The following is a 16986-nucleotide window of genomic DNA, read 5'->3' on the forward strand; positions in this document are numbered from 1 at the left end:
CTCGTGGCATGAGGCTGCCCGGCCCCCGGCGGACCGTCATTGGTCCGCCGGGGCGCCCGATCGTCGCCGGGCGGGTTGGCGCCCGCCCCTCTGCGGGGAGTCAGCGGCCCGTCCCCCCGTAGACGACGGCTTCGCCCTCGGCATCCAACCCGAAGGCGGTGTGGGCCACCCGCACCGCCTGATCGACCTGGTCGGCGGCGACCACGACCGAGATGCGGATCTCCGAAGTGGAGATCATCTGAAGATTGATGCCGGCCCCGGCCAGTGCGTTGAAATAGGTGGAGGTGACGCCGGGGTGGGAACGCATACCGACCCCGATCACCGACACCTTGCCGACCTGGTCGTCGTAGAGGAGCTGCTCGAAGCCGATGGACTCCCGGGCGCTGTTGAGGGCCTTCACCGCGGTGCGGCCGTCGGACATCGGCAGGGTGAAGGACAGATCGGTGCGGCCGTTCATCACCCGCGACGCGTTCTGGACGATCATGTCGATGTTGATGTCGGCGTCCGCGATGATCTGGAAGATCTGCGCGGCCCGGCCGATGGCGTCCGGAATGCCGGCGACAGTGATCTTCGCCTCGGAGCGGTCGTGGGCGACCCCGGAGATGATGGCCTCTTCCACAGCTGATCCCTTCGTGATGTCTGCAAGGTCTCTGACCCAGGTGCCGGGCCTGTCGGAGAAGGAGGAGCGGACGTGGACGGGCACATCCTCGCGGCGGGCGTACTCGACGCACCGCAGATGCAGGATCTTGGCGCCGCAGGCGGCCATCTCCAGCATCTCCTCGTAACTGATCTCGGGAATCCGCCGTGCTCCGGGCACGATCCGCGGATCGGCGGTGAAGACGCCGTCGACGTCGGAGTAGATCTCGCAGTACTCGGCACCCAGTGCGCTCGCCAGCGCGACGGCGGTGGTGTCGGAGGCGCCGCGGCCCAGGGTGGTGACGTCCTTGGTGGTCTGCGAGACCCCCTGGAATCCGCACACGATGACCACGTTGCCGGCGTCCAGGGACTTCTCGACCCGGCCGGGGGTGATGTCGATGATGCGGGCGTTGCCGTGCGCGGCGGTGGTGATGACGCCGGCCTGCGATCCGGTGTAGCTGCGGGCCGGCACGCCCAGATCGGACAATGCCATCGCCAGCAGCGACGCCGACTGCCGCTCACCGGTGGTGAGCAGCATGTCGAGTTCTCGGGGGGCGGGCTGAGGGGAGACCTGGAGGGCCAGGTCCATCAGGTCGTCGGTGGAATCGCCCATCGCCGAGATGACGATGACCACCTCGTTCCCGGCCTGCCTGGTGGCGGCGATCCTCTTGGCCACCCGCTTGATGGAGCCGGCGTCGGCCACCGAGGACCCACCGAACTTCTGGACGACGCGCGTCATCAACCCTCCCGTGAATGCGGACACTGCAGTCTAACCGAGCGAAAGGGACGACCCCTTCGAACCCCGTAGCGGCGGCTCTGACGGTGCTGCGGTCCGCGTCGCTGGCCTCTTCGTCGCACGTAGGGGCGGGACGACCCCTTCGAACCCCGTAGCGGCGGCTCTGACGGTGCTGCGGTCCGCGTCGCTGGCCTCTTCGTCGCAAGTAGGGGCGGGACGACCCCTTGAATGGTCTCGGCCGTCCTACTCTGGTGGTCATGGATCCCAGTGAGCAGCGCATCGGCGACGCGGAGCGTGACGCCGCGGTGGAGGCGCTGCGCGATCACCACGTCGCCGGACGGCTGACCCCCGAGGAGTTCGACGAGCGGATGGCGGCGGCACTGTCGGCCCGCACCCGCGGCGATCTCGCGCCGCTCTTCGACGACCTTCCCGCAGACGCCCCGGCGGCCCGGATGAGTATGGAGAAGGCGTCGTCGGCCAAGGAGGTGGCCGCCGGCGAAGGCCGCTACCACCGGCTGGTCGAGATCCTCAGCGCGATCGCCTGGCCGGCGGCGCTCATCATCAACTTCGCCACCGGATGGCAGTGGTGGTGGATCATCTTCATCCCGATATTCCTCGTCCCCGCACTGGTCGGCGAGGACCGCGGCCGCCGGCGTCGGCTCGAGCGGGGCCCGGGTTCCAGGCAGCGTCGCGGCGAGATCGGGAATGGTGACGACGGCGACGGGCAGGAGCCTCCCCGAACCCGCTAGCAGCCTCGTGAACGGCGACCGCCGGAGTGATCGGACATATCGCTTCGACAAGTTCCCGCGACTACCGGACGGGCGGGGCCAGGGAGCCTAGAGTTCTGCCATGGCTCCGATCGGATGGGGCATCGCGGGAACCGGGCGGATCGCCCGGACCGTCCTGCCCGACTTCATCCATGTACCCGACGCGCATGTGGCGGCGGTGGCTTCGCGCACCCGGGAGCACGCGGAGTCGTTCGCCGACCTGGCATTCTCGACCCTGCCCGATCATCCTCGGCCGAGGGCCTACGCCTCCTACGCGGAGATGCTCGAGGACCCCGACGTCGACGTCGTCTACGTCGCCACCCCGCACCCCCAGCACAAGCCGATCGCGCTGGCGGCCCTCGCGGCCGGCAAGGCGATTCTGGTGGAGAAGTCCTTCGCCGCCACCCATGCCGGTGCCAGTGAGATCGTCGAGGCCGCCCGGGCCAAGGGGCTGTTCGCGATGGAGGGGATCTGGAGCCGCTTCCTGCCGGTGATCCGGGAGATGGATCTGGCGGTGGCGGCCGGCGAGATCGGCGAGGTGACGTCGGTCCAGGGGGATCTCTTCGCGCTGCGGGATTTCGACCCCGAGGACCGTCTCTTCAACCCCGAGCTCGGCGGCGGCGCCACCCTGGATCTGGGCGTCTACGCCATCAACTTCGCGGTCGGCCGGCTCGGCAGCCCTACCAGGGTGACGGCGGCGGGAAGCCTCTTCCCCAACGGCGTCGACGCCGACGTGGCGATGCTGCTGGAGCACCGCGGGGAGCGCACCGCCACCCTGGCCGTCTCGCTGCGGGCCGACGGGCCGGGGCGAATGGCCATCCACGGCACCCACGGATGGATCGAGGTGGAGCCGCGATTCCACCACCCCAGCCGCATCGTGGTGCACCGCCGCGGCGTCATCCCGCAGGTCCACGAGGCCCCGCAGTCGGGCCGCGGCTACTCCCATGAACTCATCGAGGTGGGCCAGTGCCTGCGCGACGGCCGCACCGAGAGCACCATCATGCCGCTGGACGACACCCTGGAGGTGTCGCGGGTGATGCAGTCCGTACTTGAACAGGTGGGGGTCACCCACCATGACGACGAGGAACTTCCCCATGGTTGATCTCCACCACGATCTGAGGGTCCGGTGGGATCGCTCGGCCACGGCCGTCAACGGCGACCGGACCGGCGAATTCGTTCTCACGGTGGCCGAGTCCGAGGCCGCCGGCATCGCCCTGGAACAGGTCGAGCCAGGGGTCGTGAAGCTGCCGGCCGCCTATGTGCACCCCCGATTCGGATCGGGAATGCGCTCGGTGCTGCTCAAGGCCACCCTGGACCTGCTGCGCGACGACGGCTACCAGGTGATCCCGGTATCGCCCTATGTGACGTCCTGGATCCAGGACCATCCCGGCTACGCCGACCTGGTGAAGTAGGGCTTCGCGAAGTAGGGATAGGGATACATCTGCTCCCAACATGCCGTTGCGGCGCCCGTCCGGGCTGCCCGACGGCGTGTTGGGAGTAGATTCCTCGCGCTCGAGCCTCACTCGGTGATCCTCGCACGGAGATGATGACGTCTACGCACCAAGGGTATCGAGTTCGTCCAGATGCTCTGTCTCTAGCACCTCATTCAGCATGGCAACAGTCCTGGTGTCCCGTGCGACGAAGCACGCTGGCTCAGAAAGCCCGTAAGTTACTTTCCATCCTGGCAAGCCAGTGCTAGGCTCCCCTGCATGGACATACAAGAACAAGAGCCAAGCCCTGCCGAGGCCACCCAACACCTGACCAATCTCGTATCCGATCGCAGGAAGTTCGCAGACGATGTCAGCACACCGTGGCCCATACGATGTTCAGTCGCGCTTGTGATGGCTTTCTGGGTCGCGGAGTCCGCTCTTAACAAGATGCATGGCTACGACTCGATGACTGAGACCATTTGTTCTGCACTTCTCCCGCTCGCGCTTCTCTCAGTGCTCGTTTATCTAGTTGACGATCGCATAGGTATTCGTGCGAGGCGACTTGGCGCTATCGGAACAACGGCAGTCGTTATCTACGGAGCCGCTTTTGGTTGGATTCTCACGTTGGCCATGGAAGCCGCGAGCCACGAGAAAACATGGACTATTCTATGGCTGTGCATCGCGACTCTAGTAGTGACAATCGGCATGTTTATCGCCGTCGAGTACGCTATAGCACGGAAGATCAAACATGGATGATGCGGACATCAATCCAATCATCCATCAGCTGATGAACTTTCGAGTCTGCGGGCTTCTGAGACGGGTAGATCAGGCGCAGTTCAGTGCCCTTAGGGATACACTGCAAGTGTCAGACGCGACACTTTCGAAACACATCAAGTCGCTCATTAGAGTTGGCTATGTATCCGCCTCAAAGGTCGCCAACAAAGAACGCGCCGACAGCCGCAGGATCATGTGGCTGACGCTGACCCCGGCGGGTCGCAAAGCCTTCGATTCACATATCAGGGCCCTCCGACAGATTGCCGACCAATGGTCATAGGAACCGCAGCGTCAGCCACATGGGCTTAGAGTCGTCCGCCTCGTGAGCGTCAGACGCCAAGCCTCATGATCCGACAGCTTCACATTTATACGAGTTTCCACTCCCCGAATTTCTTGCAGCGATCCTCAACTGCTGATTATTGGGGCAGACCCCCACATCATTGATCGCTTTCGCGGCCACTCCACCGACGAGCGTTCCGATCGCAGCACCGCCAGCGCCACCGATTCTTGCACCAATGTAGGACCCGGCCGCGGACGCAGTCAGCGGCCCCATGTTATGGAGCGCAACCTGCTCGGCATGAGTCAGGACAACCCAGCCACACCCTGAGCTCATCCCTCCATCGATGAGCACGTGCGCATTCCCCGACTCGGCTGCCATGAAATCACAACCACTCGCAGCAGCGGCGGCGCCATCGGGTGCTGATCCGGTATCTGGTGTGACTTGGACGTGACTTGCGGCTGGCCTAGGAGCGGCGACCGCTGGAGTTGCCACGAGCGCTCCACCCTCGATAATCGAAGCGACCGCAATCGCACACGCCCTGATCCTCAAACGCTTCTTTCCGTACATCATTGTCATCCCTCCTATTCAGAGGACTCGGATCGGACCTCTTGTCCCCGGAGGTTACCTATTCCCCCCCCTGATCTCGTCAAGCGGATTCGGCAAGATCTGGCCGATTGGCCATAGTCACGGGGGCAAGACCCAACTTTTGGTCAGCCCTCATATCCAGCCCATCTGGTCACCAAGCCACTATTGCCACTCACGCCCTACACCCGGCCACGTCATTCCCGGGGAGATGAGAAGCAGACACTCCCAACACGCCGTCGTGGCTCCCGTGGGGGCTGCCCGACGGCGTGTTGGGAGCAGATTCCTCGCTCAGGCCTTGACGACGCTGATCGACAGGCCCAGATCGGGCTCGGCGGCCCAGCCGTCGTCGGGGGTCCCCTCCCCCATCGAGGTGGCCAGCACCTCCTCGGCGATCTCGCCAGCGTGGTCGCGGATCGCCCCGGCCAGGTCGCCGGTAGCATGCCAGGTCAGCGAGATCCGGTCGGAGACCTCCAGACCGACGTGCTTGCGGGTGTCCTGGATGAACCGCACCGCCTCACGTGCCAGCCCCGCCCTGGCCAGCTCGGGGGTGATCTCCAGATCCAGGGCCACGGTCTCGCCCTGCTCGTTGACCACGCTCCAGCCCTCCCGGGGCCTCTCGGAGATGATGACGTCGGCGGCGCCGATGGTGGCCTTCCCACCCTCGGCCTCGGGCACCTCGAGAGTCACCTCGTGGCCCGCGGCCAGTTCGGCGGCCAGCATGGAGGCATCACAGGCCGCCACCGCAGCAGCCACCTTCGGGGTCGCCTTGCCGAACCGCTTGCCCAGGGAACGGAAGTTGCCCTTGGCGGAGTGGTCGACGAGGTCGCCGGAGGAGCCGAAGGCCTCAAGTGCGCCGATGTTGAGCTCGGCGCGGATCTCGGCCTGCAGCGGCTCGTCCAGCTTGGCCAGAGCCGAACCGGCGATGAGGGCCCGGCTCAGTGGCTGGCGCACCTTCATCTTCGCCTCGGCGCGGGCCCCGCGTCCCAGCTCGACGACGCGGCGGGCCAGATCCATCGCGTGGTCCAGATCCTCGTCGATGACCGACTCGTCGGCCACCGGCCAGGCCGCCAGGTGCACCGACTCGGGGGCCTTGGGATCGGTGGGGACGAAGAGGTCCTGCCAGACCCGCTCGGTGATGAACGGGACCATCGGAGCCATCAGCCGGGTGAGCACGTTCAGCGTCTCGTGGAGGGTCCACAGGGCGCTGGGATCCCCGTCCCAGAAGCGGCGGCGGGACCGGCGGACGTACCAGTTCGACAGCTCGTCGATGAACTCCTGGATCAGAGCCCCGGCGCGCTGGGTGTTGAAATCGCTGAGGGAGGCGGTGACGTCGCGGACCAGCACATTCGTCGCCGACGTCAGCCACCGATCCAGCACGTGTCGCTGTGCCACAGGGGGCGCAGCGGTGGCCACCGCAGCGATATCCGGACCCCCACCGACCTGTTCGCCGAGGGGGCTCGGGGGGGTCGTCCCCCCCGCTTGGCACGGAACCCACCGGTTCGCATTCGCGTACAGGGCGTGGAAGGAGACGGTGTTCCAGTAGGTCAGCAGCACCTTGCGGACCGTCTCCTGGATGGTGTCGTCACCCACCCGCCGGGCGCTCCACGGGGAGCCGTCGGCGGCCATGAACCAGCGCACGGCGTCGGCCCCGTGCTTGTCCATCAGCGGGATGGGCAGCAGGATATTGCCCAGATGCTTGCTCATCTTGCGGCCGTCGGCCGCCAGGATGTGGCCCAGGCAGAGCACGTTCTTGTAGGACGACTGGTCGAAGACCAGGGTGCCGACCGCCATCAGCGTGTAGAACCAGCCCCGGGTCTGGTCGATGGCCTCGCAGATGAAGTCGGCCGGGTAATGGGCCAGGAACTTCTCCTCCGAACCCGGCACGTGCGGGTAGCCCCACTGCGCGAAGGGCATCGAACCTGAGTCCAGCCAGGCGTCGGCCACCTCGGGAACCCGGTGGTAGGTGTGGCCGTTCCTCTCGAAGGTGATCTCGTCGATGAAGGGCCGGTGCGGATCCAGATCCGAGAGATCCCGGCCGACGTACCCCGACAGCTCCGCGAGCGAGCCGACGCAGATGACGTCGTCGCGGTCGTCGTCATTGCGCCACAGCGGCAGCGGCGTCCCCCAGTAGCGGGTGCGCGAGACCGCCCAGTCGATGTTGTTCTCCAGCCAGTCGCCGTAGCGGCCGTGCTTGATGGTCTCCGGGTACCAGGTGGTGGCCTCGTTCTGGGCCAGCAGCTGCTCCTTGATCTGCGTGGTGCGGATGTACCAGGAGGGCTGGGCGTAGTAGATGAGCGGAGTGTCGCAGCGCCAGCAGTGCGGGTAGGAGTGCCAGTGCATCTCCAGGCGCCACAGGATGCCGCGCTTCTCGAGGTCCTCGCAGAGCGCCTTGTCGGCGGTCTTGAAGAAGACCCCGCCGACGATCGGCAGGTCGGCCTCGAAGGTGCCGTCGGGGCGCACCGGGTTCACCAGCGGCAGCCCGTAGGCGCGGCAGGTGGCGAAGTCGTCGGCGCCGAAGGCAGGAGCCTGATGCACCAGGCCGGTGCCGTCCTCGACGGTGACGTAATCGGCCAGGATGACGAAGTTCGCGTCGGCGGGGGTTTCGCGTCCGTCGAGTGTGCGGTGCTCGATGGCCGGCCATTTCACCCAGTCGTAGGGGCGCTCATAGGTCCAGAACTCCATCTCGGTGCCCTGGAAGGTCTCCCCGGTGCGCGACCACTCGTCGCCCAGCACGGCGTCGAAGAGAGGATCGGCGATGACGATATCCTCTCCCGGACCGGCCTCGGCGGTGGTCTCTGAGGCGTCGTCGGTCTGGGGGGCGGGGTTGCGATGGGCGACGACGTAGGTGACGTCGGGATGGACGGCCACAGCGGTGTTGGAGACCAGGGTCCACGGGGTGGTGGTCCACACCAGCAGCTTCGCCCGACCGGCCAGCGGACCCGAGGTGATCGGGAACTGCACGTAGATGGAGGGGTCGCGATCGTCCTGGTAGCCCTGGGCCAGCTCGTGATCGGACAGGGTGGTGCCGCAGCGCGGGCAGTACGGGGCGACGCGGTAGTCCTCGCCGAGCAGGCCCTTGTCGAAGACCTGCTTGAGGCCCCACCACACCGATTCGACGTACTGGGGGTGCATCGTCCAGTAGGCCTCGTCCATGTTCACCCAGTAGCCCATCCGCTCGGTGAGCTCGGCGAAGGCGTCGACGTGGCGGGTCACCGACTCGCGGCACCTGGCGTTGAAGGGTTCGACGCCGTACTTCTCGATGTCCGGCTTGCCGGAGAACCCGAGCTCCCGCTCGACGGCGAGCTCGACGGGCAGGCCGTGGCAGTCCCAGCCGGCCTTGCGGTCCACCCGATAGCCCTGCATGGACTTGAAACGGGGGAAGACGTCCTTGAACACCCGCGCCTCGATGTGGTGGGTGCCGGGCTGGCCGTTGGCGGTCGGGGGACCCTCGAAGAAGGTCCACGGCTCGCCGTCGGAGGTCTGCTCCAGGGACTTCTCGAAGGTGCGGTTCTGGTGCCACAGGTCGATGATCTCGTGCTCCATCGCCGGCAGATCGATCTGCGGCGGGACGGCATGGTAGGTCCCCGGATGATCAGTGTCGGGGTTCTGCTGTGCGCTGGTGGCGTCGCTCATCGCGATGGTCGCGTCCTTCGTCGTCGTGCTCTCGACGAGGGACGAGCCGCCGGAACGTCTCCGGGCCACCCGCGGTACCACCCTCATTGCATCTGGACGCCCCTGTGACGGGACCCGATGCCGCTTCCTTGACGCCGCTGCCGGTTCTAGTGAGGCCCTGTGCCCATGCGGATTGTTCCCAGGGGCGTGCCCGTTCTTCCGACGGCTCCGAGGTGATGGCCCCATCTGCGCCGTGCGACGCAGGAGATTCTACGACGTCTTTCAATTGGCGTGTCCTCGTGTCCACCTGCGCTCCGGCCGCCCGCCGGCGTCAATCAGCCGCACCGGCCCCGGGGGATTCCGCTCCCAACACGCCGTCGTGGCGCTCGCCAGGGCTGTGGGACGGCGTGTTGGGAGCAGAATCCCCCAACTGCACCGATCCTCCGACTGGACCGATCGCAGACGCTACGCAAGAGCTACATTTGTAGCATGACGACGATCAGTCAACGCGAACTGCGCAACGAGAGCGGCCGGGTGCTGCGCGAGGTGGAAAACGGCCAGGAATTCATCATCACCCGCCGAGGCGTGCCCACCGCCAGGATCGCACCGCTGCGGCAGACCGATGAACCCCTGCCTCACCGCCCGGCGCGGCGTCCCGCGGTGTTCTCCACCGACGAGCTGGTGAGTTCTCCGGTGCCGACCGGGAAGATCCTCGACGAGCTTCGCGAGGAGCGATGAGCACCTGGTATCTCGACATCTCGGCGGCCCTCAAACTCGTCGTCGACGAGGCCGAGTCACGGGCGCTCATCGCCGAAATCGACGCGGACCGTCCCGCACTGGCGTCCTGCACACTCCTGGAGACCGAGATGCGACGAGCGGCCCACCGGATCCCGGCACTCACTCAGCGTCACGTCACCGAGCTGCTCGACCGGATCGACCTCTACACGCCGTCGGCGGTGGTCTTCGCCCAGGCCGGACTGCTGCCGGGCACTCACCTCAGGTCATTGGACGCCATCCATCTGGCTGTCGCCATGCAGATCGGCGTGGACAATCTGATCAGCTACGACAGGCGAATGGTCGAGGCCGCCCGGGACGTCGGCCTGGCCGTCTCGGCCCCCCGATGAGGACGCTTGGCCCCAGTCTCAGGCCCCGGATTCACCGCTCAACGGCCTTTTCCGTCTCCGTGGAGCCGAAAACCCCCGTTGAGCGGGAATTTCGCGCGCGACCCTCAGGCGCGCACGGCCCTCAGGCGACCGTCTCGTCCCGTTCGGCCAGCAACTGCTCGATGACCTGCGCCACCCCGTCCTCGGTGTTCGGCCGGGCGATGCTCCCGGCAGCCTCCCGGGCGGCCGGCACCGCGTTGGCCACCGCCCACGACCGGCCCGCCCACCGGAGCATCTCGACGTCGTTGTCCCCGTCCCCGAAAGCCACCGCATCGGCGCTGGTCATGCCGAGGCGGTCGGCCAGTATCTGCAGCCCGGCGGACTTCGTGACCCCGGCGGCGCTGATCTCCAGCATCCCGGCCCCGGAGCTCGTGATATGCACCCGCCCGGCGCTGGGCAGCCGACGGGCCACCGCGGCCAGCTCGTGGACCGACAGGCCCGGGTGGCGGGCCACCAGCTTGAGGGTGGGCGCCCCGACCACCTCGTCGAGGCCGAGACGGGGCATGTCGGCGGGGTCGCGGTGATGATCGGTGAAGACGCACAGATCGGCGTACCCGGCCTGGGAGGCGAAGTAGGCGCCGTCGCGCTGGATGGAGGCGAAACGGGTCCGCGGCTCGACGTCCAGCAGTTCCCGGGCGAAGGCCGAGGCCACCTCGGCGCTGGTCTCCAGGTGGAAGAGCACCGTCTCGGCATGCAGATCCCAGCACACCGCGCCATTGCTGCACAGCGCCCAGCGCCCCAGCCGGTCGCGCAGCTCGTCGAGGCCGTAGAGCTGGCGGGCGGTCACCGGCACCACCGGCACACCGGCCTCCTCGGCCGCGGCGATGGCCGCCGCCGACCGCGCCGAGATGGTTCCGGACGGGGTGAGCAGGGTGCCGTCGAGATCGGTGGCGATGAACATCAGAGGGACTCCAGAAGGGATTCGACGACCCGGGCGAAGCCGTCCTCGGCGGCCGACGGGGCGATATCGGTGGCTGCGTCCTTGGCCACCTGCTGGCCGTCGGCCATCGCGAAGGAGCGCCCGGCCCAGCTCAGCATCTCGACGTCGTTGCCGCCGTCCCCCAGGGCCACGACGTCGGCGCTGGTCATCCCCAGGAGGCCGGTGAGACGGCCCAGGCCGGTCGCCTTGGTGAGCCCCTCGGCGCACATCTCGACCATCGGGAAGCCAGACCAGGAGGTGTGGGCCCCGGGAACCGTCAGCGCCAGGGTGCGCGCGACGAACTCCTCCAGCGGCAGTTCCGCGCTGCGCACCATGAGCTTCATGCAGTCGTGCGCACCGATCTCGGCGACCTCGACCCGCCGGTAGTCGGCCGGGTCCTTGATCAGCTCGTCCGGGCGGGTGAGTTCAAGGTAGCCGTCGGTGTATGCGAAGACCCGGCCCTCCTCGCGCACCGAGGCGAAGGAGGCGTTCGGGGAGTACCCCCGGACGGCATCGACGAATGCGGCGACGGTGGCGGCCGGGGTGGTCTCGCAGAACATCGTCCGCGCTCCGTCGGCCAGGTCGACGCCCATCGATCCGTTGTTGACCAGGGCGTAGCGGGAGAAGGCACCCAGGATGTCGCTCAGCCCTCCGAACTGACGCCCGGTCACCGGCACCACCGGCACCCCCGCCTCCTCGGCCGCGGCGATCGCAGCACGGGCACGCGGTGAGATGGTGTTGTCGTGGCGGACGAGGGTCCCGTCGAGGTCGGTGGCGATGAGCACGCCGACAGCCTATCGGGCCCCTCGGTGACGGCGCGCCGAACCGGTTTGGAGGGCCGGTCCGGATGTGCTGAAGTGTCGTGCTGGAATGACGTGGTGATACCTCCCGGACGCCGTAGGACGCGGCGCGCGGGGAGATCGGAAGGGGTGGCGGCGGTGTCGGGGCAACGGGGCGGGACGCCGCGCAGCGGGCGGGGATGGCGAGGGCCCCTGAACAGGTATTTGCGCGACGGCCACCCCCTCTCCCCCAGCCGCGACCTCGCCTCGGTGCGCGAGGACGAGATGGCCGCCGCCCAGGCCCGGGAGGTCTTCGACCTCATCATGCGGATCACCGTGATGGCGGTCTCGGTGGGCGCCTCGTCGGCCGAGGCCATCGCCATGGGGCTGCGGATCGCCGACGCCTACGGCATCAACGTCCACGTCGACATCACCAACACCTCGGTCATCGTCACCCAGCACCGCTCTCTGGACGACGACCCCATCACGGCACTGCGGGTGGTCCGCACCCGCACCGCCGACTACCAGCGCCTGGGCCGTCTCGAGCAGCTGGTCGACGACGTCAGCCACCGGCGAGGCGAGCCGGCCGGGGCCCGGGAGCGGCTCAACGACCTGATGACCGCCCCCAGGCTGTACAAGAAGTGGTTCGTCACGGTGAACATGGGCGTGATGGGCGCCGCCATGGCTGCCCTCTACGGCGCATCGGTGCTCGACGTCCTCATCGCCTTCCTGGCCACCTGCCTGGTCGACGTCGCCGTCCAGGGTCTGGCCCGGCGTCGGGTGGCCAACTTCTTCGTGCAGGCCGTCGGCGGCGCCATCCCGACCGCCGTCGCACTCGGCATGATGCTGCTGCGCACCGCCACCGGGATGAGACTGGACCTGTCGCCCTCGCTGGTGGTGGCCGCCGGGATGATCTCCCTGCTGGCGGGCACCGGGGCGGTGGCCGCCGCCCAGGACGCGCTGGACGGCTACTACGTCACCAGCTCCGGGCGCTTCCTCGAGGTCATCATGCAGACCGGAGGCATCGCCTTCGGGGTGATGACCACACTGTGGCTCGGGCTCAAGCTCGGTGTCCCCGGATACATCTCGCCCACTCTGGTGTGGACCAGCGCCCCATGGGTGCAGATCGTCGCCTCCGCCATCGCCTCGATCGCCTTCGGGGCCACCTCGCACTCCGGACCCCGCACCCTGGGGGTCACCGGGCTCCTGGGAGCTCTCGGCTGGGCCGGCTACCTCGTCGGGATGCGGCTCACCGACTCGATGGTCATCGCCTCGGGCTTCGGCGCCTGCCTCATCGGCCTGGTGTCGGCCTCGGCGGCCAAGCGCTGGCGGGTGCCCCAGGTGGCGCTGGTGACAATCGCCGTCGTCCCGTTGATGCCCGGCATGATGCTCTACCGCGGCCTGTACATGGTGATGGCCGGGCAGCTGGGCATTCCCGCCCCCGACGACGGCACCCAGGTACTGGCCCAGTCCCTGCTCGTCGGCGTGGCGCTGGCGGCCGGATCGAGCCTCGGAGCGCTGGCCGCCCGACCGATCGCGATCCCGGCCGACCACCGCACCCGGCGCGCGGTGATGGCGTCCTGGTTCCGCGGCTCGGCGGTGCCGCGCGACTGGGTGCCCCGGCGTCACCGCCGCCGGACCCCGCGCCCCGCACCCGAAACCGCCTCAGTCCCGGCGGCGCAGGACGGGTCCGGCGGCCGGGACGACGATCCGGACGACCACCGTCATCGACAGCACCGCGGCCAGCCCGGCGCACCAGCGTAGACAGGTCAACGCGCTGCGGTCCGGCCCGGCGGGCACGGCCGATCCCCTATCCTTCAGTCATGGCCGAAGACCCCGCCCCCACGAGGGCAGATGGCGCCCTGCTGCGCATCACCGACGACGGCGCGCTCACTCGTGGAGGCGCGCCCCACCGGATCCTCTCCGGCGCGATGCACTACTTCCGCGTCCACCCCGGCCAGTGGCGCGACCGGATCCGCCGGCTCGTCGACATGGGGCTCAACACCGTCGACACCTACATCGCCTGGAACTTCCACCAGCCCGACGAGGGCCGTCCGGCCGACTTCGGCGGCTGGCGCGACGTCGAGGAGTTCATCTCGCTGGCAGGCCAGGAGGGTCTCGACGTCATCGTGCGCCCCGGCCCCTATATCTGCGCCGAGTGGACGAACGGTGGCCTGCCGAGCTGGTTCACCCGCCGCACCGCCGCCGAGAACGGCGTCGGCCGGCGCCGCCTGGCGCTGCGCAGCAGCGACCCGGGCTTCACCGGACCGGTGGCCCGCTGGTTCGACGAACTCATCCCCCGCATCGCCGCCCTGCAGGCGTCCCAGGGCGGACCGGTGGTCGCCGTCCAGGTGGAGAACGAGTACGGCTCCTACGGCGACGACGCCGGCTATCTCACCTGGCTGCGCACCGTCCTGATCGAGCGTGGCATCAACGAACTCCTGTACACCGCCGACGGACCCACCGAACTGATGCTCGACGGCGGCACCCTCGACGGCACGCTGGCCGCCGTGACACTGGGTTCCGGGGCCGCCGCCGCCCGCGAACTGCAACGCTCGCGCCGGCCCGGCGAGCCCTTCCTGGCCGCGGAGTTCTGGGGCGGATGGTTCGACCACTGGGGCGAGAAGCATCACGTGCGCGACGCCGCCTCGGCGTCGGCCGCCCTCTCGGAGATCCTCGACGCCGGTTCGGTGAGCATCTACATGGCCCATGGAGGCACGAACTTCGGCCTGTGGGCCGGCTCCAACGAGGATCACGGGCGCATCCAGCCCACGGTGACCAGCTACGACTCCGACGCCCCGATCGGCGAGGACGGGAGGCTGACGCCGAAGTTCGACGCCTTCCGGGAGGCGCTCGGCGCCACCGGGCCGGTGCGCTCCCGGACCCCACGGTTCCTGCCCGAGACCTCCGCACCGCTGCTGGCCGCCTCGGACCTGCTCGGCGGCCTGCTGGTCACCGGGATGCCGACCGCCCGGACCCCGGCGCCGGCCTCCTTCGAGCAGCTACGACTGAACGCGGGGATCTCGGTGCATCTCAGCCGCCCCGTACTGCCCCACGGCCGGGTGCCCCTGCGCCTGACCGACCTGGCGGATCGCGCCACGCTCTTCGTCGACGGGCAACGGGTCGGCTCCCTGGAGGGGCCCGGGGAGATCACCGTCGAGGGGCACGGCGCCCGGGTCGACCTCCACCTGGTGGTCGGGCCTACGGTCGGATCAACTACGGCCCCCTGCTGGGAGCGCCGAAGGGCCTGCTGGGGCCGGTGCTGGTGGATCGCAGGATGATCCACGGCTGGCGGAACTGGGCGGTGCCGCTGCAGGACTGGGGTCGACGAGAACTGGCTCGGGCGGTAGCCTCCGGCGGCGGCGTGGCGGATCCGGCCGGAGCCGGGACCGGGACCGGAGCCGGGACTGGGGCCGGCTTCGCCACGGCGTCCTTCCACGTCGAGGAGCCCGCCGACACCCATATCCTGTTGCCCGGCTCCGGCCGGGGCTACTGCTGGATCAACGACTTCCTGCTGGGGCGGTACGACGAGGGCGGCCCCCAGCGCAGCCTGTACTGCCCGGCACCCCTGCTGCAGGCCGGCGAGAACACCGTCACGATCCTGGAGACCGAGCATCTGGGTGCGACTCTGGAGCTGCGGGAGCGGCCCGATCTGGGGTCTGCGGAGGAGTACATCGAACAGTTCTGAAGCCGCTCTCCGACCACGGGCGACAAATTCTGGTTCCAGAACCCCTGATCCGGCGTCGTCGACATCATTCGAGGACTTCTGGAACGAGTTCTTGCCGTCACCCGGCGATGCCCGGGCCCGCGATGAGGCCGTAGGCTGGTCCGCTGTGACCTCCGCCGCCTCCCCCACCCGTTTCACCCCACCCCGCCAGGCGGTGAGAGCCCGGATGGGCACCTTGCTGCTCTTCGCCACCAACGGCCTCACCTTCGCCTCGTTGATCCCGCGCTACCCCGAGATCAAGGCGGATCTGGGGGCCTCCCAGACGATCTGGGGGCTGGCGATCGGTCTGGGGCCCGTCGGCGGGCTGGCCCTGGGTCTGGCAACCGCCCGACTGATGGCCCGGCTGGGATCGCGGAATGTGGCGGCCTGGCCGCAGATCCTCTCCACAGCCGGCCTGCTGGTGATGGCCAACGCGCCCCATGTGGGGTGGATCTTCGTGGCGATGATCGCCATGAGCGCCTTCGACGCCGTCACCGACACCGCGATGAACTACCAGGCGCTGCGGGTCCAGGAGATGTACCGGCGCTCCATCATCAACACCTTCCACGGCTGGTGGTCGGTGGGCGCGGTGCTCGGCGGATTCATCGGGTCGGCGATGGCCCAGTGGAAGGTCGACATCAACCTGCAGGCGAGCATCACCCTGGTGGCGCTCGCCCTGGTGTGCGCCCTGTCCTGGTCGCTCATGCTCCCAGGCCGCGACACCGGAACCGGGCGTCCCGACGCCGGCGGTCGCGGGAACCACGGCAGGGTCCCGGCCCCCACCTGGCTTCTCATCATCGGTCTGGGACTGCTGGGGGCGGTGGCCGGCGGCATCGAGATCGGCGGTTCCACCTGGGCCCCGCTCTACATGGACGCCCAGTTCGACCCGACCCCGTTCATCGCCGGAATGGGATTCACCATCCTGATGATCGCCGAGACCGCCGGGAGGCTCGTCGGGGACGGCATCGTCAACCGGTTCGGACAGCCGCTCGCGGTGGCCCAGGGCTCGGTGGTCTGCCTGGTCGGGATGTCGGCGGCGATCGCCTGGCCGAGCACGACGTCCACTCTCATCGGATTCGCTGCGGCCGGCTGGGGCGTGGCCACCATCATCCCGCTGGCGATGGACGTCGCCGACAGCCTACCGGGGGTGCGCGCCGGGGTGGGCCTGACCGTCGCCACCTGGGTGATGCGTCTCGGCTTCATGCTCTTCCCCATCGGGATCGGGGCTCTGGGCGACGCCGTCAGCCTGCGCTGGGCGCTGCTCAGCCTGCCCGCCGGGGCGCTCGTCATGCTGGCCCTGGTGCCCCTGGTCAGGGCCGGGGGACGACGTCGAACCCCTGACCCGGAGACCGCCTGAACCTGCCCGGACCCTATGGAACCCTGACCAGGAGACCGCCAGAGACGCTGAAACCGCCTTGACGCCTGCCGCCCCCTGATACCCCGATCCCCTGAGCCCGGCGTCCGATTCGACTTCGGCAGTGAGTTTTCACTTCGGCAGCGGTATACCGCTGCCGAAGTGAAAACTCACTGACAGGGTGGCACGTCACTGAGCTGCGGGACTGGACGGGGTTGTCGGTGGCGAGGTGACAGTGTCGCCGG

At 68.4% G+C, this 16986-nt stretch carries 15 protein-coding genes; 11 read left to right on the forward strand and 4 right to left on the reverse strand.

Annotation, left to right across the window (positions count from 1 at the left end):
• Positions 1–100: 100 nt before the first annotated feature.
• Positions 101–1375 carry an aspartate kinase gene (locus tag JS278_RS13445; RefSeq protein WP_114045635.1) on the reverse strand — a complete coding sequence of 425 codons (1275 nt, stop codon included), beginning with the start codon at positions 1373–1375 and terminating at the stop codon, positions 101–103.
• 254 nt (positions 1376–1629) lie between these two features.
• On the opposite strand from JS278_RS13445, the gene JS278_RS13450 reads away from it, so the two are divergent.
• The 5 genes from JS278_RS13450 to JS278_RS13465 all read left to right on the forward strand — a co-directional run bounded on the left by JS278_RS13450 (position 1630) and on the right by JS278_RS13465 (position 4623).
• Entirely contained in the window at positions 1630–2121 is a 492-nt protein-coding gene (locus tag JS278_RS13450) for a DUF1707 SHOCT-like domain-containing protein (protein ID WP_114045636.1), read from the forward strand.
• 100 nt (positions 2122–2221) lie between these two features.
• On the forward strand, positions 2222–3241 hold the full coding sequence (locus tag JS278_RS13455; protein ID WP_114045637.1) for a Gfo/Idh/MocA family protein: 1020 nt from the start codon (positions 2222–2224) through the stop codon (positions 3239–3241).
• Positions 3234–3551, forward strand: coding sequence for a GNAT family N-acetyltransferase (locus JS278_RS13460; RefSeq protein ID WP_181833740.1), 318 nt, complete (start codon positions 3234–3236; stop codon positions 3549–3551). Before JS278_RS13455 ends, JS278_RS13460 begins: the two co-directional genes overlap by 8 nt.
• A gap of 297 nt (positions 3552–3848) precedes the next feature.
• Positions 3849–4325 carry a hypothetical protein gene (locus JS278_RS15890; RefSeq protein WP_147243219.1) on the forward strand — a complete coding sequence of 159 codons (477 nt, stop codon included), beginning with the start codon at positions 3849–3851 and terminating at the stop codon, positions 4323–4325.
• On the forward strand, positions 4318–4623 hold the full coding sequence (locus JS278_RS13465) for a transcriptional regulator (RefSeq protein WP_114045639.1): 306 nt from the start codon (positions 4318–4320) through the stop codon (positions 4621–4623). The genes JS278_RS15890 and JS278_RS13465 overlap by 8 nt, the downstream gene beginning before the upstream one ends.
• A gap of 873 nt (positions 4624–5496) precedes the next feature.
• Here the strand turns inward: JS278_RS13465 and ileS are convergent.
• Positions 5497–8841: an isoleucine--tRNA ligase gene (gene ileS, locus JS278_RS13470; protein WP_114046342.1), complete on the reverse strand. Its 3345-nt coding sequence runs from the start codon at positions 8839–8841 to the stop codon at positions 5497–5499.
• Positions 8842–9309: 468 nt separating this feature from the next.
• Between ileS and JS278_RS13475 the strand changes: the two genes are divergently transcribed.
• The gene (locus JS278_RS13475; protein WP_114045640.1) at positions 9310–9558 is read left to right on the forward strand and encodes a type II toxin-antitoxin system Phd/YefM family antitoxin; all 249 of its coding nucleotides are present in this window, start codon (positions 9310–9312) and stop codon (positions 9556–9558) included.
• Positions 9555–9944 (forward strand): type II toxin-antitoxin system VapC family toxin, encoded by a 390-nt coding sequence (locus JS278_RS13480; RefSeq protein ID WP_114045641.1) that lies wholly within the window; start codon positions 9555–9557, stop codon positions 9942–9944. Before JS278_RS13475 ends, JS278_RS13480 begins: the two co-directional genes overlap by 4 nt.
• 121 nt (positions 9945–10065) lie before the next feature.
• Here the strand turns inward: JS278_RS13480 and JS278_RS13485 are convergent, their stop codons facing one another.
• Both JS278_RS13485 and JS278_RS13490 read right to left on the reverse strand, forming a co-directional pair.
• The gene (locus JS278_RS13485; RefSeq protein ID WP_114045642.1) at positions 10066–10884 is read right to left on the reverse strand and encodes an HAD family hydrolase; all 819 of its coding nucleotides are present in this window, start codon (positions 10882–10884) and stop codon (positions 10066–10068) included.
• Positions 10884–11687 (reverse strand): HAD-IIB family hydrolase, encoded by an 804-nt coding sequence (locus JS278_RS13490; protein ID WP_114045643.1) that lies wholly within the window; start codon positions 11685–11687, stop codon positions 10884–10886. Before JS278_RS13490 ends, JS278_RS13485 begins: the two co-directional genes overlap by 1 nt.
• Positions 11688–11840: 153 nt before the next feature.
• Between JS278_RS13490 and JS278_RS13495 the strand changes: the two genes are divergently transcribed.
• From JS278_RS13495 to JS278_RS13505, 4 genes are all read left to right on the forward strand, one after another.
• The gene (locus JS278_RS13495) at positions 11841–13445 is read left to right on the forward strand and encodes a threonine/serine exporter family protein (protein WP_147243220.1); all 1605 of its coding nucleotides are present in this window, start codon (positions 11841–11843) and stop codon (positions 13443–13445) included.
• Positions 13446–13504: 59 nt separating this feature from the next.
• Positions 13505–14962, forward strand: coding sequence for a glycoside hydrolase family 35 protein (locus JS278_RS13500; protein ID WP_220149978.1), 1458 nt, complete (start codon positions 13505–13507; stop codon positions 14960–14962).
• Positions 14959–15369, forward strand: coding sequence for a hypothetical protein (locus JS278_RS16215; protein ID WP_220149979.1), 411 nt, complete (start codon positions 14959–14961; stop codon positions 15367–15369). Before JS278_RS13500 ends, JS278_RS16215 begins: the two co-directional genes overlap by 4 nt.
• Before the next feature lie 145 nt (positions 15370–15514).
• Positions 15515–16744 carry an MFS transporter gene (locus JS278_RS13505; RefSeq protein WP_114045645.1) on the forward strand — a complete coding sequence of 410 codons (1230 nt, stop codon included), beginning with the start codon at positions 15515–15517 and terminating at the stop codon, positions 16742–16744.
• Positions 16745–16986: the final 242 nt, after the last annotated feature.

The organism is Acidipropionibacterium virtanenii (genome assembly GCF_003325455.1).
Taxonomy (GTDB): domain Bacteria; phylum Actinomycetota; class Actinomycetes; order Propionibacteriales; family Propionibacteriaceae; genus Acidipropionibacterium; species Acidipropionibacterium virtanenii.

What these genes read in the sequence shown, in the direction of transcription:
- JS278_RS13445 (WP_114045635.1), bottom strand. Translation starts at nt 1,375, where the DNA reads ATGACGCGCGTCGTCCAGAAGTTCGGTGGGTCCTCGGTGGCCGACGCC.
- JS278_RS13450 (WP_114045636.1), top strand. Translation starts at nt 1,630, where the DNA reads ATGGATCCCAGTGAGCAGCGCATCGGCGACGCGGAGCGTGACGCCGCG.
- JS278_RS13455 (WP_114045637.1), top strand. Translation starts at nt 2,222, where the DNA reads ATGGCTCCGATCGGATGGGGCATCGCGGGAACCGGGCGGATCGCCCGG.
- JS278_RS13460 (WP_181833740.1), top strand. Translation starts at nt 3,234, where the DNA reads ATGGTTGATCTCCACCACGATCTGAGGGTCCGGTGGGATCGCTCGGCC.
- JS278_RS15890 (WP_147243219.1), top strand. Translation starts at nt 3,849, where the DNA reads ATGGACATACAAGAACAAGAGCCAAGCCCTGCCGAGGCCACCCAACAC.
- JS278_RS13465 (WP_114045639.1), top strand. Translation starts at nt 4,318, where the DNA reads ATGGATGATGCGGACATCAATCCAATCATCCATCAGCTGATGAACTTT.
- ileS (WP_114046342.1), bottom strand. Translation starts at nt 8,841, where the DNA reads ATGAGCGACGCCACCAGCGCACAGCAGAACCCCGACACTGATCATCCG.
- JS278_RS13475 (WP_114045640.1), top strand. Translation starts at nt 9,310, where the DNA reads ATGACGACGATCAGTCAACGCGAACTGCGCAACGAGAGCGGCCGGGTG.
- JS278_RS13480 (WP_114045641.1), top strand. Translation starts at nt 9,555, where the DNA reads ATGAGCACCTGGTATCTCGACATCTCGGCGGCCCTCAAACTCGTCGTC.
- JS278_RS13485 (WP_114045642.1), bottom strand. Translation starts at nt 10,884, where the DNA reads ATGTTCATCGCCACCGATCTCGACGGCACCCTGCTCACCCCGTCCGGA.
- JS278_RS13500 (WP_220149978.1), top strand. Translation starts at nt 13,505, where the DNA reads ATGGCCGAAGACCCCGCCCCCACGAGGGCAGATGGCGCCCTGCTGCGC.
- JS278_RS16215 (WP_220149979.1), top strand. Translation starts at nt 14,959, where the DNA reads ATGATCCACGGCTGGCGGAACTGGGCGGTGCCGCTGCAGGACTGGGGT.